Below are 21,814 nucleotides of genomic sequence, written 5' to 3'. Positions count from 1 at the left end.
CGCACCCCACCGGTCCACAGACCGCCGGCCCGGCACCCGACGGAGGCCGCGCCGACGCGTAGACCCCGAACACCTCTCGCCCGCCCCCGAACGCCCACCCGGGCCCGGGGGCGCTCGCATGCCCGGCGTTGAACCGTCGCCACGCTCCGACCCATCGAAACGCTTGCGTTTCGCTTCATGGGCTTCTAGCCTTATCGAAACGCTTCCGTTTCGCAGTCGTTTCCCCAGTCGTTTCCCCAAACGTCTTCCCAGACGTCTTCCCAGTCGTTTCGCGAGCCGTTTCGCGAGCCGTCTCGCGGTCGTTTCGCGAGCCGTTTCGTACCGACCGTTTCTCGCCGGCCGTTTCGCCCATACGAGGTGCGCATGCCCATCGAATCCACCGGGGCCACGTCCCGGACCGCGCAGACGGCACCGACCGGCAAGCGTTCGCGGTTTCCGCCCGAGCGCGAGGCCGAGGTGTACGCCGCAACGCTGGAACTGCTCCGGGAGACCGGCTACGCCGCGCTCACCATGGAGGCCGTCGCCACCCGCGCGCGGGCCAGCAAGGCGACCCTGTACCGCCAGTGGCAATCCAAGCCCCGCTTGGTCGCGACCGCGCTGCGGCGCACCAGGCCGGTATCCCTGGCCGGGGTGAACACCGGTTCCCTGTACGGAGATCTGCACGAGACGGCGCGCCGAGTCGCGCACGGTGCGGCACAGGAAACCGCACTGCTCTCGGGGCTCGCGCACGCGATCCTCGGCGATCCCGAACTCGGCCTGGCACTACGGGAAACCGTCGTCGTGCCCGAGTCGGCCGAGTTGGACGTCATCGTCGAACGCGCCGTCGCACGGGGCGAACTGCCCACGCACAGCCCGGCCGCGGCCTTCCTGCCGCACCTGATGGTCGGAGCCGTGACGGCGCGACCCCTCGTCGAAGGCGACATCGCCGACGAGGACTATCTGGCCCGCTACATCGACCACGTCGTACTACCGGCCCTGGGCCGACCATGACCCGACAGGAGCAGGACACCATGCCCCGGACCACCACCGAGACTGCGGTCTCGAAGGCCGATCCACAGCCCTCCCCCGAGACGCGTCGAAGGTGGTGGATCCTGGCCGTGATCGCGCTGGCGCAGGTCACCGTCGTCCTCGACGCGACCATCGTCAACATCGCGTTACCGTCCGCCCAAGAGGATCTCGGCTTTTCCAACGGCAACCGCCAGTGGGTGGTCACGGCGTACGCGCTCGCCTTCGGCAGCCTGCTGCTGCTCGGCGGACGCATCGCGGACCTGTTCGGCCGCCGAACCTCCTTCCTGGTCGGCCTGGTCGGCTTCGCGGTCGCCTCCGCCATGGGTGGTGGTGCGCCCAACTTCGAGGTGCTGGTGGCGGCCCGCGCCCTCCAGGGCGTGTTCGGCGCGCTCCTCGCGCCGGCCGCGCTGTCGCTGCTGACCACGACGTTCACCGATCCGGCCGAACGGGGCAAGGCGTTCGGCGTCTTCGGCGCGGTCGCGGGTGCGGGCGGCGGCGTCGGGCTGTTGCTCGGCGGCGTGTTGACCGAGCACCTCGACTGGCGTTGGTGCCTGTACGTCAACCTGATCCTGGCCGCCGGCGCGATCCTCGGCGGACTGCTCCTGCTCGGCAAGCAGGGCCGTTCGACCGAGCGGCCCAAGCTCGACCTGCCCGGCACGCTCGCCGTCTCGGCCGGCCTGTTCGCGCTCGTGTACGGCTTCTCGCATGCCGAGAGCGACGGTTGGACCAACCCGCTGACGTACGGCTGCCTGATCGCCGGGGCCGTGCTGCTTGTGGTCTTCGGCCGACTCCAGGCCGTCGTGTCCAACCCGCTGCTGCCGCCGCGCGTACTGCTCGACCGCGATCGAGGCGCCGCGCTGCTCGGCATGCTGATCTCCGGTGCGGGCATGTTCGGAATCTTCCTGTTCCTGACCTTCTACCTACAGCAGACCCTGGAATACACGCCGATCGAAACCGGGCTGGCCTTCCTGCCCATGGTGTTCGGCCTGATGGTCACCGCGACGAGCGCGTCGTCGCTGCTGATCCCGCGCTACGGGCCCAAGCCGATCGTGCCGACCGGGATGGCCCTCGCCGCGGGTGGTCTGCTCCTGATGACCCGTCTGGACCTGGACACTTCGTTCGTGAGCGGGATCATGCCGGCGCTTTTGATGTTCGGTGCGGGCGCGGGCTTCGTCATCGCGCCGTGTATGGCCGCGGCCACGCTCGGCGTGCGCGAGGACGACTCGGGCGTCGCGTCGGCAGCGGTCAACACCGTGCAGCAGGTGGGTGGTTCGATCGGCATCGCCCTGCTCAGCACGCTGTCGGCAACCGCGAGCACGAACTACCTGAAGGGCCGCGAGGCGAATCCCGACGCGCTCGCGCACGCCGCGCTCGAAAGCTACGCGACGGCGTACCGATGGTCCGCGGCGTTCTTCGGCATCGGCCTGATCGCAACCGCCCTGATGTTTCGCCCGGGCCCACCGAAGACCGATCCGGACGCGGCACCAGCCGTGCACCTGTGACCGTTGCACCCGCCCGACTGCGTCCGCAGCGCGTTCGGCTCAACCCCGACGAGCCGCGATCACCTGGATCAGCCGGGCGATCCGATTGCTGATGATCATGTCCACGCCCATGTCCACGAGCCGGTTCATCACGCGCGGCGAGTCCACCGTCCACGCGCTCACGCCGTAGCCGTCGGCATGGCAGCGCTCGACGAGCGCCCGGTCGTACGAGCGCCACCTCAGGTTGACGTACTCGGGCCCGATCTCCCGCAGCTCGTCCGCCGACGGCATCTCCTTGGCCGAGCCCGCGCTGAGCCCGATGTGCGCCTCGGGAGCCCGTTCGCGTACCGCGCGCATCGCGGCCGGGCCACCGACGTACAAGATCTGATCGTTGACCCCGTGCCGCGCCACCGCGTCGACCGCGGGCCCGGCGATGTGCACCTCGCCGAAGTCGACCATCAGCCGGCCTCGGGTCTGCGCGGCCAACTCCAGCACCTGGTCGAAGCTCGGTACGCGGTAGCGTCCGCGGCTGATCGCCTGCACCTGGGCCAGCGTCAGGTTGCCCACGTGCCCGTTGTGCCACCACAGCCGGCGTAGCGTCGCGTCGTGCAGCAGCACGAGGTGTCCGTCGAGGGTCGTCTCCAGGTCGATTTCGACGAGATCGGCGCCCTGGCGCAACGCGCTCGCGATGGACGGCAGGGTGTTCTCCCGAAATCGCCGAGGATCTCCTCGGTGAGCCACGGCCAGGGTCACGGACATACCTCTCGTTGGGAGACCGGCACGCAGCACATCCTCCCCGATCGGGATCGGCCCACGCGGGCCGGTGGGCGGGTGGATCGGGATCGGGATCGGCGCCGGGTCACCAGTGCGCGGGTGGGGTGAGCGACGCGGGCAGCTTGGTGGTGCTGTCACCCTTGGCCGCGTCCAGCTGGGACTGGATCAGGAAGATGCTCCCGGTCAGGTCCGCGCCCCGCAGGTCCGCGTCCCGGAAGTCGACCCCGATCAGGTCGGCCCCGCGCAGGTCCGCGCCCCGCAGGTCGGCCCCGATCAGATACGCCCCGCGCAGGTTGGCCCCGACCAGGTGAGCTCCGCCCAGCTTGGCGCCGATCAGGTCGGCCCCGCGGTGGTCCTTCTTCTTGCGCCCGGGAACGCCGGCCCGTACCAGTTCGCTCACCCGCAGCAGCAGCGCGTTGACGTCCTGTCGATGCGCGGCCACGTCGATTTCGAGCAGCGTCTGCGGGCTCTGGCCGGTCAGGCGTTCGGTCTCGTCGAGGGCGGCCCGCAGGTCCCGGTGCACCGACTTCGCCGCCTGCAACGTCAACGACTCGGCCAGGTACCACAGCAGTTCGTGCAGGTTCCGCATGACCGGAAAAACCTCGAACATCTGTTTCGCGCTGCGCGGCTCACCCCGCCAGTCGCGCCCGCCGAAGGTGACCTGGGCGACCTTTTGTCCCGCACCGAAGCAGTCGTAGACAGTGCATCCGGAGAATCCGGACGTCCGCAGCCTGGTGTGAATGCCGCAGCGGAAATCGGTCCGCAGATTCGGGCACGCTTTCCCGGCCGGTTTGTCGATCGCGAAATCCGACGAGGCCGCGAACGCCGGCGCCACGCAGCACAGCGCGAAACAACTCCCGCAATCGGCCCGCAAACCCAGTCGATCGCGGTCCGACTCGGCCACCTGCTCTTCGCGCTTGTCCGACAAGGTGCGTGGTCTCCCATTCCGGTGAGCCGGCACACCGACGTGGCCCACTCGTTTCCCATTGCGTTGTGTTGTAGCGACTGCGTTTCGTAGCCACTGCGTTTTGTGGCGACCGCGTCTCATAGCGACCGCTTTTCGTACCGACTGCGTTCCGAGTGCGTCTCGTGTCGGCGGTCCGCGTACGACAGCCCGGCCGGGCGAGCGCCCGGACTCCGCGGCGGTCGGTCGGCCGGCCATGGCGACCGGGCGCGACACCCGGGTCACCGCAGCTCGGCCGCGCCGGTTCGGCTCCGCCGGTCCGCAGGTCGGAACCCGCCGAGACCGTCGGAAAGCGTACCTCTCGCCGACCGGGTCTCCCCGGCTCAGTCCTGACCAACGCTCCGCGCCCCGGCTCGAACATCGCGGTAGCCGGTCGTCGGCGCCCCGCCCGCTGGTCCCTCCCCGTCGCTTGCGCCGCCGAAATCACGTGGTGCGCGGCGCCTCGGAGGCGGCATGCTCAGCGCATGATCGAGCGTGCGTTCGCCGTCGGGATCGTCGAGGCCGAGTTGGCGCGGGAGTACGCCGCGGACCCGACATCGGGCGACGGCGCCGGCCCCCGGTGGGTGCTCGACGTGCGGCGCCACGAGCTGGGGTGGCTCGTCGCCGTGGCGTCCGAGGACGGCGTCCCCCACCCGGGCCCACGACCGTCCTTCATCACGACCTGCCCCTACCTCGTGGACGATCTCGATGGCAGCCTGCACCGGGTCATCGCCGCCCCGGGGCACTGGGAGGCCGACTACCGGGCCGTGGTCAGGGGCGAGCGCGACCCCAAGCCCTTGGACGAACTCGCCGCCGACATCCGGGCGGTGGCCGCCGAGCACGGCAGGCTGCCCGCGCTGCGGAAGCTGCGCCGACGCGTGCCGACGCTCGACATCGCCGGTGCCCGCACCTACCTGGACGCGCTGGTGGCCGACACCGCGCCCCCGGCCGCACTGCTCGCCCTGGCCATGCGGGCGCTGCCGTCACCGCTCGACTTCATCTGCGAACTCGGCCACGAGCGGATCACCGGCCCCAACCGGCCGCCCACGTAGGGACTTCGACTCGGCAGCGCGTCGATCCTCAGACTTCGACGGGTTCGAGCGCCTGCGTGGCCTCGCGGTAGACCGACAGCGCCGCGCGGCGCTGCTCCGACTCGGCCATGGCCGTGTCCATCCGCGCCGACCCGCAGCCCCACGGCCTCCGCTCCGTCCTACTTCCCCGCGACGTTCTTGGTCCGCCGATAGTGCCGGGCCACCCGCGCGCGGTTGCCGCACGCCGCCGAGCACCATTCCCGCCGGGGGTTGTCCCGGACGAAATGCAGGATGCAGCCGGGGCCCTGACAGGGCCTCAGGTCCGCTCGTCGCGTGCCGGTGACCAGTTCGACCGCCGCCGACGCGATCTCCGCGAGCGCGGCCGCGACCGGCTCGGCCGCGGTGTACGCGACCACGCTCGGCGCCGGCGCCCAACGCAGTTCGCGCCACTGCGGGGCGGCGCGTATGTATCCGTTGAGGCCCTCGGTCGCGGCCTGGGCCGGGACGGTCTCCGCCATCGCGGCGGACACCACGGCAGCGACGCACTCGCGCAGGTCCAGGGCGGCCGCGAGTTCGGCCTCGCCCACCGCGCGCAGGGCGGCGGCGGTCGGCTCGACCGCGAATCGGTTCCCGATTTCGCCCAGCCAAGTGGCGAAGTGAGCGGGATCACGCAGGCCCTCGTACCGGACGCCGCGCACCGCGTAGCGGGTGTTGAGAAGTTCGATTGGTGCGGGTTCGCCCAGAATCGGAGCGCCGCCGTCGTCGATGTCCGCGCTTCTTGTCCGCACGATCTAATGCTAACCAGGCAGTCCATCCATGTGGACATGAGATGGATATTCGTCCGGTGACCTCCTCCTGACGTTGCGTCACCTCCGCAAGGGTGGGGGCAGCCCCACCCCGATAGGGAAGTGGGCACCATGGGGAATGCGTTGCGCGATCTCTAGGTTTGAACCAGTCGGACCGACAGGGTCCGTCGGGGGTCAAGGAGAGTCACGTGAACAACCGCAGCCGGGCAGTCGAGCAGCACACTTCGAAGTCGTCGAAGCCCGGCACGGTCGCCTCCTTCGCCCGCTTCGTCGTCTTCGGCGGCAGTACGGGTCTTGCCTCCAGCGGCGCGCTCGTGGCGCTCTCCGGGCACATGGCCATCGCCGCCGCGAACGCGATCGTCACCGTCGCCGGTACCGTCCTGGCCACCGAGCTGCACAGCCGATTCGCCTTCCGGGCCGGCCGCGCGGGTCTCAAGGCGCACGCCCAAGCGGGCGGATCCGCCCTGGTGGCCTACCTGTTCACCACGGCGGCGATGCTCGGCCTGCACGCTCTCCAGGCCGCGCCGAGCGTTCTGGTCGAGCAGGGCACCTACCTGGCCGCCTCGGGTGTCGCCGGGCTCGCCCGCTTCGTCTTCCTGCGCCTCGCGGTCTTCGCCGGCCCCAAGGGCAAGGCCCCCGAGGACAAGACCACGGTCCTGGTCGGCAAGTTGCGCGTCATCGGCCGGGACGAGCTGGTCGTCGCGGCGTAGACGGGCGGATCCGCCTTGGCCCGCCCTACTCCGCCGGCAGTCCCGAGTCGCGCAACCGCCGTCGGTGCGGCGGCAGCAACAGCACCTCCAACGCATCGGCACACGCCCTCGCCCGCGCCCGGAACCACGGGATGCGGGCGTCGGTCATCACCGCCGGCGTCGAGCGCACCGCGAGTGCCGCGTGCGCGTGGCCGGCCCGGTTCAGGATCGGCACCGCCAACGTCCTTACCCCGAGCACCGATTCGCCGTCGTTGAGCGCGTAACCGATCGCCCTCGCCGCGTCCAGTTGGGCCTGGAGGGCAACCGGGTCCACGAGGGTCCGCGCGGTCTGCGGGGCGAGTGGCAACAGCGGCTCCAGACCACCGTCGGCCGGATCGGCCCAGGCCAGCAGGACTTTGCCCAGCGCCGTCGAATGCAACGGCCGGCGCAGGCCGACCCCGGTGCCCGGCTGTACCGAACTCCCCACCAGGACCAACGCGTGCCGCCCGCTGCGGATGGCGAGGTCGGACGTGGCCGACGTCTGCCGCGACAACTGCTCCAGCTCCGGGGCCGCGTGGTGCAGGCCGCGCCGATGAAAGGCGAGCAGCCCCAACTCGGCGACCACCGGGCCGAGTCGGTAGCGGCTGGTCCGGTCGTCCTGCTCCAGGAAGTCGGCGCCCACCAGGGTGCGGGCCAGGCGGTGCGCCGTGGACACCGACAACCCCAGGCGCCTCGCGATGTCCGACGCGCTGAGATCGTCGCCACTGTCGCGGAAGCAGTGCAGTATGCCGAGGGCGCGCCGAACCGCCTGCGCCCCGGACGGTACGCGAGGCGCGGCCGTGTCCACTCGGTCTCCCCAACTCTGCGTCGGCCCGGTGTCCGACGCGGCGTCCACGGGTCGTCCGACGGGCGTCCCACGCGGCTTTGTGCGGGCGGTTTTCACCATACGGCAAGCTCGGTGTGGCCTTTGAGCCACCGTCGGCTACGGTCCGGCAGCCGATATCCCACATCGTGGGAAAGTTTGATCGAGCGGCGAGAACCGTGCCAAGCTCCACCCACCACGCCTCACGGCGTGCGGTCGCCGATCGTGGTCACGCATCACGATCACGCGTTCCGATCACGCACCACGACGAAACGTGTCACGACCACGCAGCACGATCCGCCCGCACCACGACCCGAGAGGATGGCCCGCGTGTCCGCAGACGCGTTGTACACCGCGCCGCTCTCGCCGGCCCGCGCGCTGCTGACCAGCCGCCGGCACATCGACCTCGCCCGCGTCTCCAGCGCCGGTTGTCGCTGACCGAACACGCCCCGCCGCCCGGCTGATCGGGCGGTTCGCGACGTGATCCGCACCACCCACGCGCTGCCCTGGCTTCGACGCCCCCAGCCGCTTCGGCACGCACTCCCTGGTCGCCGCACCCGGCCCACACCTGCCCGGACCGCCCGGTTCCGGGCCGATCCGCGCCGCGCCGATTCCCGCACGGCCTGCGGCCCCACCGTCGTCGTCGACCCGTAACCGACATCCCCCCACCCCACGCCGAAAGCCATCGGCGCGGGCCCACCGATGCCGAACGCCGAGCCGACGACCGATGCGGGGCCCCGAGCGACGACCGATGCCGGGTCCCGGGCCGGCCGGCTCCGGGCCTCGTTCTCCGGCGCCATTCCCAGCCGACCTCTTCGGCTCCGAACGCGAACAGGAAGTCTCCATGACCACCGTGACCGGTGCCCGCCCCGACGAACTGTGGTTCACCCGTTGTCCCGTGCCCACCGCGACCGGTATCGCGGCCGATCTGGGCCTGCTCGCCGCCGAGTTCGCGGACGAGGGCATCACCGTGCGCTCGTTGCAGGACGTGCCGGCCGACGTCGCCGGCGACCACCACTACACCCACGCGCTGCCGGGCCTGTTCCGCGAGGGCGGCAACGTCCCCGCACTGTGGGCGCGGGCGCGTGGAGAGGCCACCCGGCTCGTCGGGCTGACCTGGATCGAGGAGAGCCAGGCGATCCTGGTTCGCGCCGACAGCGGCGTTGATACACCCGAACGACTGCGTGGCCTGCGCCTGGCGGTCCCGCGCCACGACATCGCGATCGACTTCTGGCGGGCGATGGCCCTGCACGGATTCGCCGGCGCGTTGTCCCTGGCCGGCGCCGAACTGTCCGACGCGCGCCTGGTCGACGTGCCGGCAACGCGCGAAAGCGGCCAGTGGGAGGCCGAACTTGCCGCGCTCGGACGCGGCGACGTGGACGCCGTCTATGTCAAGGGTGCGCTCGCCGTCGAAACCGCCGCCCGACACGGCGCGGTGGTCGGCGTCGACCTCGACGCGGTCGCCGATGCGCGGGTCCGCGTCAACAACGGCACCCCGCGCCCGATCACCGTCCACCAGGACCTGTTGGACCACCACCCCGACCTGGTCACCCGCTTCCTCGCGGTGCTGGTCGGGGCCGCCGAGTGGGCGGCGGGCCACCCCGCCGACGTCGCCCGCATCCTGGGCGCCGAGACGGGTGCGGGCGCGGTGGGGGTGGCCGGCGCGTACCGCGAGTTCGGCCCGAGCACACTGCGCATCGACCTGTCCGACGAGCGCTTGGACCTGCTAGCCCGCCAGGAACGCTTCCTGCGCGGTCAAGGCTTCCTCGCCGCCCCCGTCGACGTGCGCGCGTGGGCCGCGCGCGAACCGCTGGACGACGCCCGCGCGCTCGCCGCGCGGCGCCCCCCGACCAGTCGCGCGCCGCACCCGCGCGACCTCGAACTCCCTTCCACAGCAACGCTGGAGGCTTCCCATGACTAGCCGCGCACCTCGACGCACCCGCCGACACCTGGCGTCCGCCGTCGCGCTCGCCGCCGCGACCGTGATCGCGCTCACCGGCTGCGGCTCGTCCGATGCCAAGTCCTCCTCGGCCGCCGGTGACAAGAACGCGCCCGGCGGCAACGCCACGGTGTCCCTGCGCATCCCCGATCCCGGCAACAACGGCGTGCTCGCGCTCGGCAAGAAGGACGGCTCACTGGACGCGGCGCTGGCCAAGGTCGGCGCGAAGGTCGCCTGGACCGGCAGCACGGGCCCGTTCGCCCCGGCCGCGCAGGCCATCAACGCCGGCCAACTCGACGTCGCGCTCGGCTCGATCACCTCCGGCGTCGCGGCGCTGGGGCAAAAGCCGAGCTTCAAGCTGTTCGCCGCCACCGCGCCCGACCTCGCGGGCGAAGGGATCCTGGTCAAGAACGACTCGAAGATCCACTCGATCCAGGACCTGGTCGGCAGGAAGGTGGCCTGCTCGCAAGGGGGTTCCAGCGAGTATTTGCTGCTCAAGGCCCTGGAACAGGCGAACATCCCGGCGGACAAGGTCGAGCGGGTGTATCTGCGCGCGGACCAGACCGCGCCCGTGTTCAACGCCGGCCAGGTCGACGCATGGGCGACGTGGGCCACCTACTCGGTGCCGGCCATCGCGGCGTCCAACGCACACTGGCTGGCCGACGGGCGCGCGCTCGGCTCGGACAACTACTCGGTGTGGGCGGTACGAAACGCGTTCGCCGACAAGCACCCCGAGATCGTCAAGGCGTTCTACGCCTACCTGCACGAGGCCGGTACCAAGGAAATCGCCGACCCAGCCGCCTACATCAACGTGTTCACCGACTCGGGCCCCACCGCGTACGGCGCCGAGCCCAAGAAGGTCCAGGTCGACTTCACCAGGCAGGGCGCGACCGTACAGCCGATCCAACCCTCCGACGTGGAGCGCTTCGGCAAGGTCGCGCAGTTCTTCCTCGACCAGAAGGTCACCCCGAGCCTGGTCGACGTCAAGCCGCACCTGCTCGACGTGACCACCCTTCCGGGAGCCGGCGGATGACCGCGCCGACGCTGACCAAGACCCGAACCCCCACCGAGACCGCCGAGTTCCCCGGGCTGGTGCCCCCTCGCCCGCGCCTGCCCCGACCGCGCCCGCGCTTCCTCGGCCCCGCACTGCGCGCCATCGGCCCGCTCGCCCTGCTCGGCGGCTGGGCGTGGGCCTCGCACACCGGGGCGCTCAGCCCCGACCTGCTCGGCTCACCGGCCGACGTCGGGCACGCCGCCAAGGAGATGTGGGACAACGGCCAACTCCCGGACGCGCTGCGGGTCTCGCTGGGTCGCGCCGGTCTGGGCCTGCTGATCGGGCTCACGATCGGCCTGGTCCTGGGCGTACTCACCGGGTTCTCCCGCTTGGGCGAGGAACTCCTCGACTCCTCGGTGCAGTTGTTGCGCACGGTGCCTTTTCTCGCGCTCGTCCCGTTGTTCATGGTGTGGTTCGGGATCGGCGAGTCCGCGCGGGTGATCCTGATCGCGGTGGCCACCGCGTTCCCGATGTACGTCTCCGCGTCGGGCGGTGTGCGCAACGTGGACCGCAAACTCGTCGAGGCCATGCGCACGTTCGGTGTCGGCCGCATCGCGCTGGTGCGCGAGGTGGTCCTGCCGGGCGCGCTGCCCGCGCTGCTGTCGGGTCTGCGGCTGTCCATGACACTGAGCGTCATCGCGCTGATCGCGGCCGAGGAGATCAACTCCACCGCCGGCATCGGCTACCTGATGAGCCAGGCCCAGAGCTTCTCGCGCACCGACATCCTCACCGTGTGCATCCTGGTGTACGCGATCCTGGGCCTGCTCGCCGACGTATCGGTGCGCGTGCTGGAGCGGTTGCTGATGCCGTGGCGCACCCAGGGTCACGGAGCGGGCCGATGACCGACACCGCCGTACACATCCGCGGCCTGCGCCGCGTCTTCGGCCCGCGCGCCGTCCTGGACGGCGTCGATCTGGACATCGCCCGCGGCGAGTTCGTCGCCCTGCTCGGCGCCAGCGGCACCGGCAAGACCACCCTGCTGCGCATCCTCGGCGCGCTGGATCGCTCGGACGGAGGCACCGTCCTGGTCCCCGCCGCCCGCACGATCGTCTTCCAGGAGCCACGCCTGGTCCCCTCCAAGCGCGTCCTGGGCAACGTGATCGTGGGCCTGCCACGTGGCAAGGACACCCGCGCCACCGGCCTGCGCGCGCTCACCGAGGTCGGCCTCGACAGGCACGCCGAAGCGTGGCCGGCGACCCTCTCGGGCGGCGAGGCGCAGCGCGTCGCGCTCGCCCGCGCCCTGGTCCGCGAGCCCGAACTCCTGCTGCTCGACGAGCCGTTCGCGGCCCTGGACGCGCTCACCCGGATGCGCATGCAGGACCTCGTCGGCGAGTTGTGCCGCATCCACCGACCCGCCGTGCTGCTGGTGACGCACGACGTCGAGGAGGCCATCCGCCTCGCCGACCGGGTCGCCGTCCTGCGCGACGGCAATCTCGTCACCGACGAACGGGTCGCCGTGGACCGCCCCCGCGACCCCACCGACCCCGCGTTCGCCGCACTGCGCCGCCGGCTGCTCGCCGATCTGGGCGTGCACACCCCCGAGACCATCCCCGCCACCACCTCCGGAGTGAGCTGAATGACCGTCACCATCGGTGTCCACGGAAGCAATCCTTCGCTCTACCTGCTGGCCCGCCTGGGCATCCTGGAACGCGCGCTGGCGCCGCTGGGCGAAACGGTCGCCTGGGTCCCCGTCGAGGGCACCCGGGTGGGCGCGCTGCTGGGCGAGGGCGCCATCGACTTCGGCGGGACCGGCTCCACGCCCCCGATCGTCGGGCAGGCGCAGGGCCACGACATCGTCTACGTCGCGGTGTCCGCGCCGCGCCCCGAACACGGCGCGCTGTACGTCGCCGACGAGGGTCCGGTCCGTGAACCGGTCGACCTCAAGGGCGGCACGGTCGTCCTGGCCATCGGCTCGTGGCAGACCCACTTCGTGGCCAAGGCCCTGCACCGGGTGGGCCTCACCTACCGCGACGACATCACCCCGATACGCCCGCAGGCCGGTCGGGACCAGGCCGCTCGACTGCGCGCCGGCGAGATCGCGGCCTGGGTCGCACAGGGCCCCGAACTCGTCGCCGCCCGGCGGGAGCCCGGACTGCGCGTGCTCCACCGCGTCGGCGACGTGATCACCGACCGGTCGGTGTTCTTCGCCCGCCGCGAACTCGCGGAGCAGCGCCCGGAGATCGTCGCGATCGTGGTCGCCGCCCTCCAGGAGGCCGACGACTGGGCCGCGGCCCACATCCGTGAGGCCGCCGAACTGCACGCGGCCGAACTGCCGGGCAGCCAGGACGACTGGGAGCAGGCACTCGTGGGGCTGCCGTGGCGCCTGGAGGCCGTTCCCGAGTCGTTCGTCGCGGAGCAGCAGGAGGCCGCCGACATCCTGGCCGCCAACGGCTTCATCGACCGCGCCGTCACGGTCGCCGACGCCCACGTGCCGGCGTTGACCCCGGTCGTCGCGGCCGCCCTCGCGAACGGCGGCGCCCGCGCATGAGCCCCGAAGTCCTGTGGTACGTCATCCCGCGCGAGGGCCCCTATCCGTGGGAGCCGGCCGGACGCCGCCCGGTCGACCTGGCCTACCTCCAGCAACTGGGCGGCGCGGTCGACCGGTTGGGCTTCAGTGGCGCCCTCTTGGCCACCGATCTGTACGACGTGTGGTCGCTCGGCAGCGTCGTGGCCGCCGCCGCGCCCACGTTTCGCCCGCTGCTCGCGATCCACCCCGGGCTGATCTCGCCGACGCTGCTGGCCAAGATGGCGCTCAGTTTCGAGGCGCTGTTCGGTGCGGGCCGCCTGCGCTTCAACGTCGTCAACGGATCCACCGAGAGTCTGCGCGAGTACGGGCTGCACCTGGAGCACGACGAACGCTACGAACTCAGCGCCGAATACTGGCAGATCGTTCGCCGTCTGACCGCCGGTGAAACCTTCGACCACAAGGGCCGGTTCTACGATCTCAAGGGCGCGGGCAACAGCCTGCGCGAACTTCACGACGGACCACGCCCGCACGTCCCCATGTGGTTCGGTGGCTCGTCCCCGGCGGGCATCGAGATGGCCGCGGAGAACGTCGACGTGTATCTGACCTGGGGCGAACCCCCGCACCTGCTCAAGGAAAAGCTCGACCGCGTCCGCGAACGCGCCGCCGCCCACGGCCGCTCGCTGCGTATCGGTCTGCGCCTGCACCTGATCGTCCGCGACACCGAGGACGAGGCGTGGGCCGCCGCCGACCGCCTCCTGGAGGTCACCAGCCGGGAGACCTACGCCCGACAACTCGGCCGGGTCGAGGACGCGGACGGTGTCGGTTGGCAGCGCCAGTACCGCCAACACGGCGGCCGTGTCCCGGCCAGGGCCCGGGAGTTGGAGGCCCACCCCAACATGTGGCCGGGGATGGGCCTGTTCCGCCCGGGCCCCGGTACCGCCGTGGTGGGCAGCACGAGCCAGGTCGTCGATCGCCTGCACGAATTCGAGGCAATGGGCGTCGACACCTTCATCCTCTCCGGAAACCCCTTGCTCGAAGAGGCGTACCGCGTCGGCGAAACCATTCTCCCGGCTCTGGGCGTCCGACCGCGCACGAGCCGGCACTGACCGGCGCCTTCTCCGCGCACGGCTTGGTTCACCGCGCACGGCACGGTTCGTCATGCACGGCACGGTTCGTCATGCGCAAGCCTGGTTCGCCGCGCGCGCACCGTTCGCCGCGCGCGGCACGAGGTATCAGCGGAAGCGGGCCAGGTGTTCGCGCAGGAAGGCATCCAAGGTGCGGGGGGCGCGGCCCAGCACGCGGGCGACCGTCTCGGTGGGGGATTCCGTTCGGGACACGGCCAGTTGCTGGATTTCCACCACGTGCTCGGCAAGCCACGAAGGCAGTTGTGCGCGCTGGATCAGGCTATCCCGCAGCTCGTGCGGGGCCAGGTCCACGTAGCGCACCCGGCGGCCGAGGAGGTGGGTGAGGGTTTCGGCGAGGTCGCCGTAGCCGACGGCCTCACTCCCGGTGAGGGCGTAGGTACCGCCGACCAGTTCGGGCCGGGTCAACACCGCGGCGGCGACGTCGCCGATGTCGCGGCAGTCGACCCAGTTGCAGGGGGCGTCCCGCATCGCGCCCAGGACGACCCCCTGCGCGGCCACCGCCGGGCCCAGGAGCAGCAGGTTCTGCATGAACGCGTACGGCCGGAGCACGGTGTGGGCCAGGCCGGACGCACGCAGGTGTTCCTCTACGGCGTGGTGGCCGCGCGAGACGGCGACGGGGGAATTCGGTTCGGCGGCCGGCGCGGAGATCTTGACGATGTGCTCCACACCGGCGTCGGCGGCCGCGTCGATGGCCCGCGTTTCGAACTCGACCTGCGCCGGGCCGTTGGCCATGGCGAGGAAGAGTTGCCGCGCCCCCTTGAACGCGGCGCGCAGCGAGTCGGTGTCGGCGGCGTCGGCGGGCAACACGTCGACGAGGGGGCGGGCCGCGTCGCCGAGGTGGGTCCGCAGTCGGTCGGGATCGCGGGTCAGCGCCCGACTCGGCACCCCGAGCGCGGTGAGGCTGTGCAGCAGGGCGCCGCCGGTGGTTCCGGACGCTCCCATGATGGCGATCATCGTGTGCCTTTCGGTCTCCCCGGACGAGCGGGGCGGGTGGTCGATGTGTGCGTCGGGCGCGGGATCGGCGCCCGACGCCCGGCACGAATGGCGGGGCGGGCGCGGCCGACTCCTACCGCCGCGGCCGAAGTGCGCGTTGCGCTCCGCGCCAGCGCCACGTCACGATGCCCGCGGCGAGCGCCGCCGATATCGGCAGATCCATCCGCAGGCGGGTGAGCCACGGCGCATCCGGCACCCCGGTGTGCGCCGGCAGCCAACGGGAGGCGAACCACCCGACGAGGCCGGCGACCGCGGCCGCGCAGACGGCGAGCAGCGCGGCGAGGACCACCCGCGGCAGGGTTGTGGTCCACGGGCGCGGTCCCCTGCGGCGCTGAAGCCAGGTGCCGATCAGCAGCGCCACCACGGCCGACGTACCGGCGATGGAGGTACAGGCCGCCACAGCCAACTCGGCCTGCCCACCGGCGACTCCGCCGGCGCCGGCCATCAGGGCGGGGGCGAGGTAGGCGACCGACACCTCACGCCACAGGGTGAACGGCCGACCACCGGCAGCGTCGTTTCCTCGGGACACGGTGACCTCCGCTGTTCCGTTTTCGCGCGGGATCGACGGGGTGAGTCCTGACATGTGAAAGACCAACTTCCCGATCTGATTAGCCAGCTAACTACAGGGGTATAAAAAAAACCCGGTCATCCACACCAACGGACAGCCGACAGCACGAAGCGGATCGACGCGTTACGACCGAGCAGATCGTCGCGCTTTGACCGAACAAGAAGATCGGCGACCGGTCGAACTACTCCGCGGTCAGGGCACCGACACCCCGGACGACGCGGGAAAGCAGATCCAGGAACACCGCCCGCTCGTCGACGGTGAGCTCGCCCACCATCTCCTCCAGCCGAGCGAAGTGCTCGGGCGCCATGTCCCGCAACCGCTGCGCGCCACGAGCGGTCAGCACCACCACCGCACCCCGCCCGTCCTCCGCCGACGGACGCCGAGCGACCAGCCCCTCCCGCTCCAACCCGTCCACCAGACCGGTAACCGTGGCCCGCGAGACGCCGAGGTCGGCCGCGAGACGCGAAGGGGACTTCTCCCCGTCGTGGTCCTCCAGATCCGCGAGCAGCCGGTATCGACCGGTCGACAGCCCATACCTGGCAAAGTGCACCTCGGTCGCCCGACCGAGCCGTGCCCCCGCCGAGATCAGCCGCACCGCAACCAACACCGCCTGCGGGTCGGCCCCGAGCCCGTAGTGCGCCAACTGCCGCCGAGCCTGATCCAGCGTGGGTGTGTCGTGATCCGCCTCGCCCGTTCCCATACAACTAATATGGCAGCTAACTAAATGCCGGTCAACCCGACGAAGCACTGCCGCCGGCCCCGGAGCAGGCAAACCCGGGAAGCTGGGCAGTGAGCCCAACACTTGCCGGGTCGCATCGACGCATCGGCCGAGACCGCCGGTCGACAACGAAAGTCCTTCGTCGTGGCCATCGCGCCTCCCCCGAAGGGGCCAAAGGATGTCCCCTGCTGCACGCCCCGGGCCGAGCGGCGACGATCTCGGACGGAACGAGCCGCCCGACCGAGCGACCAGGGCCGGCAGCCGACAACACCACGTCGCCCTCGACCCACCACAACCGGCCCCACCCGTCGCATCGAACCCCGCCACCACAGGCCGAAGCCGAAACCCGCCCCGCGCCGTGCCGCGCCGACAAGCGCATCCCCACCGCCCCACCCGCTACGCCCCGCCCCGCAGCCCCTCTATCCGCTATCCGCCGGGGCAGCGCCGCTTCCGAACATCACCCGCCGCCACGTCCAACAACCGCACCGGCTCCCCACGCGCCGCCGTGCGCACCCGGTACCGCAACTCCCCGTCCCCGGTCCGGTAGTGCCCCAACACCACGCAGTACGGCACGGCCATCCGCTCGACCGTGCCGTCCTCACACACCACATCGACCTCATCCCGCCACCAAAGCCCCGACAGGTAGTGCCCCACGCCAAGCACGCCCTCGTACATCCGACCGCTCTCCCGTCCCGTCCACCCCGACACAGAGCCCGAACCACCACGCGCCCCGATCCCGCCCAGGACACCCGGAACACGACCGCGCAGACCGATGAGCCTCAAATCCGCTGCCGGCTCGCCCCGTTCGCCCGCGCCACCCCGCCAGACAACCGCTCCGCATCGTCCGCACGCCTCAAGTCCGAAACCGAGCACACCCACACACGCCCCCGGCGGGCGGCCGCATCCGGACCACAGCGCCATCGGTCGCCAAGATCTCACCGAGCTGCTTCCTGACGGTGTCCACCACGAAGGATCCGACAGCAGGGGAGAGTCCGATTTCGATGGAATCCTCTTGTGCTGTTGCCATGTTGCACACGCTAGGCAAGGCCCGCCGTCAGGCTCCAACAAGTTCCACGAAGTTCCACGGGCTTCACCCGAGAGAGTCAACAGCTGCCGTGATCAGCGCTCTCGCTTCGCGGCCGTACACGGCCGACTTTGCGAATTCCGCGAAGGCTTGCAGGTACTGACGTACCTCGGTCGGGCCCGTCAGAGCCACCCGGCCGGTGAGCAACTCGGCCTCCGCCAAAGCCTCGTCATACACCGTGAACGTCTCGATCATCCACATGCTCCGTGGTGCCGAGAAGGGAATGACCCCCAGGGAAACGGACGGGAACGCCATCGCGGCAAGGAGATAACCGAGTTGACCCGCCATCGTTTCCTCGTCACCGACGCGATGCAGCAGGACGGACTCTTCGAGTAGGAGCGCGAAGCGGTGATCTCCTTCGCGCACGACGTGCGCAGAGCGTGCCAACCGCGCGTCCACGGCCGCAGTCACATCGTCCGGGATTCGATGAAACGAGCTGATCGCGCGCATCAACGCCGTGGCGTAGGCGTGTGTTTGCAGCACACCGGGGACAACGTTGGCGCAGTACGTACGAAATACCCTCGTCTGTTCGTAGAGCGGCACGTACGACTCTTGCAGTCTGCGCAGGCCGGTTCGCTGCACTCGCCGCCACTCGACGTACATATTGTCGGCAGACCGTGCGGCGGCGATCAGATCCGCCACCTGATCGTCGGCGCGACAAGCTCGGCACCAGGCTCGAATGTCATCGTCCGACGGCGGCGTGACCGCGTTCTCCAGCCGAGATGCCTTGGAGGGGTACCAGCCCGCGCTGCCCGCGATCTCCTTCGCGGTGATCCCGGCGTCGCGCCGGACCTCACGGAGACGGTCGGCCAGGGCCTTGCGGGCGGCCTGGACACTGGAGGACGGGGAGTCGGCCATCAATGGTACGTGCGGCTCAGATCCGGAAGTCCTGGTGAGCCGTGGCCCGCTCCCAAACGGCCTCGAACGCCGTCCCACAGAACTTCGCCACGTCCGGCCGTTCGTCCACTTCCGGCCCGGCGGAGCCACCATCGCCGGTGAAGTGGTTCCACATGATTGCGCGGTCGTCGAACAGCCAATAGTCATTGCCCGGGATCGCCAGATCGGAAGCCTGGCGGCGGGGCAGCCAACGCACATCCTCGCCTGCCAGCAGGTTTTGATAGGTACACCCGTGCTCGTAGCGGATGTAGTCGCTCACCGGCACCGAGACAATCCGAGCCCGACGAAAGACGATTCCGCGGGCCACCGCGTCGCAGACCGTCGTATGGAAGTCGTTCCACCATGACGCCGGATCAGGATCGGGTCGCCAACCGGCGCGCCATGAACCGAACTCGGTGGACTCGACATCCACCCCGTACGAGTCGCGTAGCTCCAAGTGAACGGCGGTGTGCCGCGTCCGCGCCAGAAGATCAGCGAACACCGTGTCGTTCTGCGACATCGCAAGCCTCTCGGATCGCCGCCGCCATACGCAGAGGCAGGCGAACAACCGCTTCATCGTCGGGAATCGAGCCGGTGCGCAACGCCTCTGCGATCATTTTCGCGTCGGCCCGCCATCCCTGGAACACCAGTTCCTGTCGGTCGTGGTCCACCCACACCGTGGGGCATTGGGTGCCGTTGGTGTTCGGGTCCTTGGCGATGAACGTTAGCGCCATGGTGGCCTCCGATGCCCTGAAGAGGTTCTACCGATTTCTACGACCATCGCGCCTGCGAACGATCAGGGTCAAGAGCGAGAACGCAGAATCAGCCGAGTCGACCAATTCCGCCCATATTTCGATCACTTGTTTCTCTGGCGACGTCCCTCACGTCAGCATTCGGAACCTCCCACCCGAAAGCACGCCGCGCCACGCCCGATCCCGACCCCCGAAGGAGGCCCCCCAGAAGGGGCCGAAGAAGCGACCCCGCAAAAGTTACCCACTGGTTAACCTCTGGGTCTCCCGCCGGCAGCTGACGGGGCGTCAGGATGAGCGCGGCCTCGTGTGTCCGACCGCTCTTCACCCTTTCGGAGGACTCCCCCATGTCACCCATCTCCCGTCGCGGCTTCCTCGGCGCGACCGCCGCAGCCGCCGCGTCCGGCGCCACGGTCGCGGGCGCCGAAGGCTCCGGCGCAGCGCCCCCGCCGCCCGGGGCGCCCCTGTCCCCCGCCGTGCGGCAGGCCGTCGCCGCCACCGCCGGGGCCCCCGGCACCCTCGACGACGTCGCGCACGTGGTGATCCTCATGCAGGAGAACCGGTCCTTCGACCACTACTTCGGCACGCTGCGCGGGGTGCGCGGCTATGCCGACCGTTCACTCGTGCGCTTCCCCGACAACGGCGACGTGCTGCATCAACGCCTCCTCGGCACCAACGGCGGCACCACGCTGCTCCCGTGGCACCTGGACACCGCGACCAGCAACGCGCAACAGGTACCCGGGCTCGACCACTCGTGGGGCGGCGGCCACAGCGCCTGGGCCAACGGGCAGTACAACAATTGGGTCCCGGCCAAGTCGTGGCTGACCATGGGGCACTACCAACGCCGCGACATCCCCTACCAGTTCGCGCTCGCCGACTCCTTCACCGTCTGCGACCAGTACTTTTCGTCGGCGATGGCCTCCACCAACCCCAACCGCCTCTACCTGTGGACCGGCACCGTCGACCCGCGCGGCGCGGCCGGCGGCCCGGTCGTCGACAACAGCGAGCCGGGCTTTCGCTGGACGACGTACCCCGAGCGCCTCGAAGCCGCGGGCGTGTCCTGGCGCGTGTACCAGCAAGAGGACAACTACGACGACAACGCGCTCGCGTGGTTCGTGAACTTTCGTAACGCGGCACAGAGTTCGCCGTTGTACGTGAACGGTATGGCCCGGCGCGGCCCCAAGGCGTTCGCCGACGACGTCGCCGCCGGTACGCTGCCCGCGGTCAGCTGGATCGTGGCGCCCACCGAGGAATCGGAGCACCCCGACTACGCCCCCGCCAAGGGCGCGCACTTCACCGCTTCCTATGTTCTGGACGCCCTCGCCGCGCACCCCGAGGTCTGGGCCAAGACCGTGGTGCTGCTCAACTACGACGAGAACGACGGCTTCTTCGACCACATCGTCCCGCCGACCGCCCCCGAAGGTACCCCCGACGAGTTCGTGGGCGGCGCCCCGATCGGTCTCGGCCCGCGCGTACCGATGATCGTCGTCTCCCCCTGGAGCCAAGGCGGACGGGTCTGCTCGGAGGTCTTCGACCACACCTCCGTACTGCGCTTCCTGGAGAACTGGACCGGCGTCCGCGAGGACAACATCTCCGCATGGCGACGCACCGTGTGCGGGGATCTGATGAGCGCCTTCGCCTTCACCACCAAGGACGTCTCCTTCCCTTCCCTGCCCGACACCCGCGTCCTGCTCGACGAGTTGGCCAAGCAGAAGTGGAAGCTGCCGCCGCTGATCCCGCCGATCGTCCAACACCAGCCGGTACAGGAGAGCGGTGAGCGCCCCGCGCTGCCGATCGACTACCGCTTCGCGACCACCTCACGCACCGACGTCGCCGCGGGCCGGTTCTGGATCAAGGTCGAGAACACCGGCGGCCTGGGCGCGGGCTTCTCCATGTACACCGTCAACCACCGCAAGTTCGGCGCGTGGCGGTACACCGTGCCCGCCGGCGGCGCGGTCGAGGACTTCTTCAGCGCGCAGAGCGTCAGCGGGGGTCCGTACGACATCGACGCACACGGCCCCGACGGCTACCTGCGCGGCTTCAAGGGCGACGTCCGCACGTGGGCGAACGCCGCGAAGGCCCACCCCGAGGCGTATGCGACGGATCTGCCGGACCGCCGGCTCCGGATCACCCTCACCAACACCGGCGGCGCCCCGACCACGTTCACCGTCACCGGCGCGGGCCCCGACCGAACCGCCCCGGTAGCCGCCGGCGCCACCCACCACCTGACCCTCGACGCCCAATCGACCGGGCACTACGACATCACCGTCACCGCCACGGCCGACACCTTCACCCGCCGCTTCGCCGGCCGCCTCTACCACTGACCAGGCCCCCGTCCGCCCGCGAATTTCACACACCCAAGCAACCACCACACGAACCGACCTCCCCCACTCCGGCCCCCAAACCTCCAACCCTCGAAATCCCCAGACCCCCGGGACCCAGGCCCCGGGCCTCCGAATCTCCGGGCCTCCAGACCTCCAAGCCTCGGAATCTCAGGGCCCCGGCACCCGGCACCCGGCCCCCGACCCCGGCCCCGGCCCCGGCCACCGGGCCACCGGGCCACCGGGCCACCGGGCCACCGGGCCACCGGGCCACCGAGCCACCGAGCCACCGAGCCACCGAGCCAC

The 21,814-nt window shown here is 70.6% G+C and carries 23 protein-coding genes; 12 read left to right on the top strand and 11 right to left on the bottom strand.

What is annotated here, in order from left to right:
• Nucleotides 1-363: 363 nt before the first annotated feature.
• Together GT354_RS11715 and GT354_RS11710 are read left to right on the top strand one after the other, a co-directional pair.
• Nucleotides 364-990, top strand: a complete 627-nt coding sequence (locus GT354_RS11715; RefSeq protein ID WP_161356230.1) for a TetR/AcrR family transcriptional regulator — start codon at nt 364-366, stop codon at nt 988-990.
• Nucleotides 991-1,010: 20 nt separating this feature from the next.
• Nucleotides 1,011-2,510 (top strand): MFS transporter, encoded by a 1,500-nt coding sequence (locus tag GT354_RS11710; protein WP_161356229.1) that lies wholly within the window; start codon nt 1,011-1,013, stop codon nt 2,508-2,510.
• A gap of 39 nt (nt 2,511-2,549) precedes the next feature.
• Here GT354_RS11710 and GT354_RS11705 read toward each other — a convergent pair whose 3' ends face one another.
• Both GT354_RS11705 and GT354_RS11700 read right to left on the bottom strand, forming a co-directional pair.
• A complete protein-coding gene (locus tag GT354_RS11705) occupies nt 2,550-3,242 on the bottom strand; it encodes a glycerophosphodiester phosphodiesterase (RefSeq protein WP_161356228.1) in 693 nt (230 codons plus the stop codon).
• Nucleotides 3,243-3,348: 106 nt separating this feature from the next.
• Nucleotides 3,349-4,191, bottom strand: coding sequence for a pentapeptide repeat-containing protein (locus tag GT354_RS11700; protein ID WP_237534630.1), 843 nt, complete (start codon nt 4,189-4,191; stop codon nt 3,349-3,351).
• Nucleotides 4,192-4,691: 500 nt separating this feature from the next.
• Between GT354_RS11700 and GT354_RS11695 the strand changes: the two genes are divergently transcribed.
• Nucleotides 4,692-5,258, top strand: coding sequence for a hypothetical protein (locus GT354_RS11695; RefSeq protein WP_161356226.1), 567 nt, complete (start codon nt 4,692-4,694; stop codon nt 5,256-5,258).
• 158 nt (nt 5,259-5,416) lie between these two features.
• On the opposite strand, the gene GT354_RS11690 is transcribed toward GT354_RS11695, so the two are convergent.
• Nucleotides 5,417-6,025: an ABATE domain-containing protein gene (locus GT354_RS11690; protein ID WP_161356225.1), complete on the bottom strand. Its 609-nt coding sequence runs from the start codon at nt 6,023-6,025 to the stop codon at nt 5,417-5,419.
• A gap of 206 nt (nt 6,026-6,231) precedes the next feature.
• Between GT354_RS11690 and GT354_RS11685 the strand changes: the two genes are divergently transcribed.
• Nucleotides 6,232-6,753: a hypothetical protein gene (locus GT354_RS11685; protein ID WP_161356224.1), complete on the top strand. Its 522-nt coding sequence runs from the start codon at nt 6,232-6,234 to the stop codon at nt 6,751-6,753.
• A 25-nt stretch (nt 6,754-6,778) separates the two neighbouring features.
• Here the strand turns inward: GT354_RS11685 and GT354_RS11680 are convergent, their stop codons facing one another.
• Nucleotides 6,779-7,579, bottom strand: a complete 801-nt coding sequence (locus GT354_RS11680) for an IclR family transcriptional regulator (RefSeq protein ID WP_161356223.1) — start codon at nt 7,577-7,579, stop codon at nt 6,779-6,781.
• 345 nt (nt 7,580-7,924) lie between these two features.
• Between GT354_RS11680 and GT354_RS56465 the strand changes: the two genes are divergently transcribed.
• From GT354_RS56465 to GT354_RS11650, 7 genes are all read left to right on the top strand, one after another.
• Nucleotides 7,925-8,032, top strand: a complete 108-nt coding sequence (locus GT354_RS56465; RefSeq protein ID WP_346011986.1) for a putative leader peptide — start codon at nt 7,925-7,927, stop codon at nt 8,030-8,032.
• A 406-nt stretch (nt 8,033-8,438) separates the two neighbouring features.
• The gene (locus tag GT354_RS11675; RefSeq protein WP_161356222.1) at nt 8,439-9,515 is read left to right on the top strand and encodes an ABC transporter substrate-binding protein; all 1,077 of its coding nucleotides are present in this window, start codon (nt 8,439-8,441) and stop codon (nt 9,513-9,515) included.
• A complete protein-coding gene (locus GT354_RS11670) occupies nt 9,508-10,566 on the top strand; it encodes an ABC transporter substrate-binding protein (protein ID WP_161356221.1) in 1,059 nt (352 codons plus the stop codon). The genes GT354_RS11675 and GT354_RS11670 overlap by 8 nt, the downstream gene beginning before the upstream one ends.
• Entirely contained in the window at nt 10,563-11,429 is an 867-nt protein-coding gene (locus GT354_RS11665; protein ID WP_161356220.1) for an ABC transporter permease, read from the top strand. The genes GT354_RS11670 and GT354_RS11665 overlap by 4 nt, the downstream gene beginning before the upstream one ends.
• Nucleotides 11,426-12,163 carry an ABC transporter ATP-binding protein gene (locus GT354_RS11660; protein ID WP_161356219.1) on the top strand — a complete coding sequence of 246 codons (738 nt, stop codon included), beginning with the start codon at nt 11,426-11,428 and terminating at the stop codon, nt 12,161-12,163. The genes GT354_RS11665 and GT354_RS11660 overlap by 4 nt, the downstream gene beginning before the upstream one ends.
• Nucleotides 12,164-13,075, top strand: a complete 912-nt coding sequence (locus GT354_RS11655; RefSeq protein ID WP_161356218.1) for an ABC transporter substrate-binding protein — start codon at nt 12,164-12,166, stop codon at nt 13,073-13,075.
• Nucleotides 13,072-14,160, top strand: a complete 1,089-nt coding sequence (locus GT354_RS11650; RefSeq protein WP_161356217.1) for an LLM class flavin-dependent oxidoreductase — start codon at nt 13,072-13,074, stop codon at nt 14,158-14,160. The genes GT354_RS11655 and GT354_RS11650 overlap by 4 nt, the downstream gene beginning before the upstream one ends.
• A 126-nt stretch (nt 14,161-14,286) precedes the next feature.
• On the opposite strand, the gene GT354_RS11645 is transcribed toward GT354_RS11650, so the two are convergent.
• The 7 genes from GT354_RS11645 to GT354_RS11615 all read right to left on the bottom strand — a co-directional run bounded on the left by GT354_RS11645 (nt 14,287) and on the right by GT354_RS11615 (nt 19,172).
• Nucleotides 14,287-15,141 (bottom strand): NmrA family NAD(P)-binding protein, encoded by an 855-nt coding sequence (locus tag GT354_RS11645; RefSeq protein WP_346011985.1) that lies wholly within the window; start codon nt 15,139-15,141, stop codon nt 14,287-14,289.
• Between the two features lie 124 nt (nt 15,142-15,265).
• The gene (locus tag GT354_RS11640; RefSeq protein WP_346011984.1) at nt 15,266-15,721 is read right to left on the bottom strand and encodes a hypothetical protein; all 456 of its coding nucleotides are present in this window, start codon (nt 15,719-15,721) and stop codon (nt 15,266-15,268) included.
• 220 nt (nt 15,722-15,941) lie between these two features.
• Nucleotides 15,942-16,460: a MarR family transcriptional regulator gene (locus tag GT354_RS11635; RefSeq protein WP_161356214.1), complete on the bottom strand. Its 519-nt coding sequence runs from the start codon at nt 16,458-16,460 to the stop codon at nt 15,942-15,944.
• Between the two features lie 444 nt (nt 16,461-16,904).
• The gene (locus tag GT354_RS11630; protein WP_161356213.1) at nt 16,905-17,153 is read right to left on the bottom strand and encodes a hypothetical protein; all 249 of its coding nucleotides are present in this window, start codon (nt 17,151-17,153) and stop codon (nt 16,905-16,907) included.
• 415 nt (nt 17,154-17,568) lie between these two features.
• Nucleotides 17,569-18,420 (bottom strand): helix-turn-helix transcriptional regulator, encoded by an 852-nt coding sequence (locus tag GT354_RS11625; RefSeq protein WP_161356212.1) that lies wholly within the window; start codon nt 18,418-18,420, stop codon nt 17,569-17,571.
• A gap of 16 nt (nt 18,421-18,436) precedes the next feature.
• Nucleotides 18,437-18,958, bottom strand: coding sequence for a DUF6879 family protein (locus GT354_RS11620; protein WP_161356211.1), 522 nt, complete (start codon nt 18,956-18,958; stop codon nt 18,437-18,439).
• Nucleotides 18,930-19,172 carry a hypothetical protein gene (locus GT354_RS11615; RefSeq protein WP_161356210.1) on the bottom strand — a complete coding sequence of 81 codons (243 nt, stop codon included), beginning with the start codon at nt 19,170-19,172 and terminating at the stop codon, nt 18,930-18,932. The genes GT354_RS11620 and GT354_RS11615 overlap by 29 nt, the downstream gene beginning before the upstream one ends.
• A gap of 362 nt (nt 19,173-19,534) precedes the next feature.
• Between GT354_RS11615 and GT354_RS11610 the strand changes: the two genes are divergently transcribed.
• On the top strand, nt 19,535-21,511 hold the full coding sequence (locus tag GT354_RS11610; protein ID WP_161356209.1) for a phospholipase C, phosphocholine-specific: 1,977 nt from the start codon (nt 19,535-19,537) through the stop codon (nt 21,509-21,511).
• Nucleotides 21,512-21,814: the final 303 nt, after the last annotated feature.

The sequence above is a fragment of the Streptomyces sp. SID3343 genome, from assembly GCF_009865215.1.
GTDB lineage: Bacteria > Actinomycetota > Actinomycetes > Streptomycetales > Streptomycetaceae > Embleya.
The sequence above is the reverse complement of the archived record's forward strand: the minus strand, read 5'-3'. Positions and strand labels throughout refer to the sequence as shown.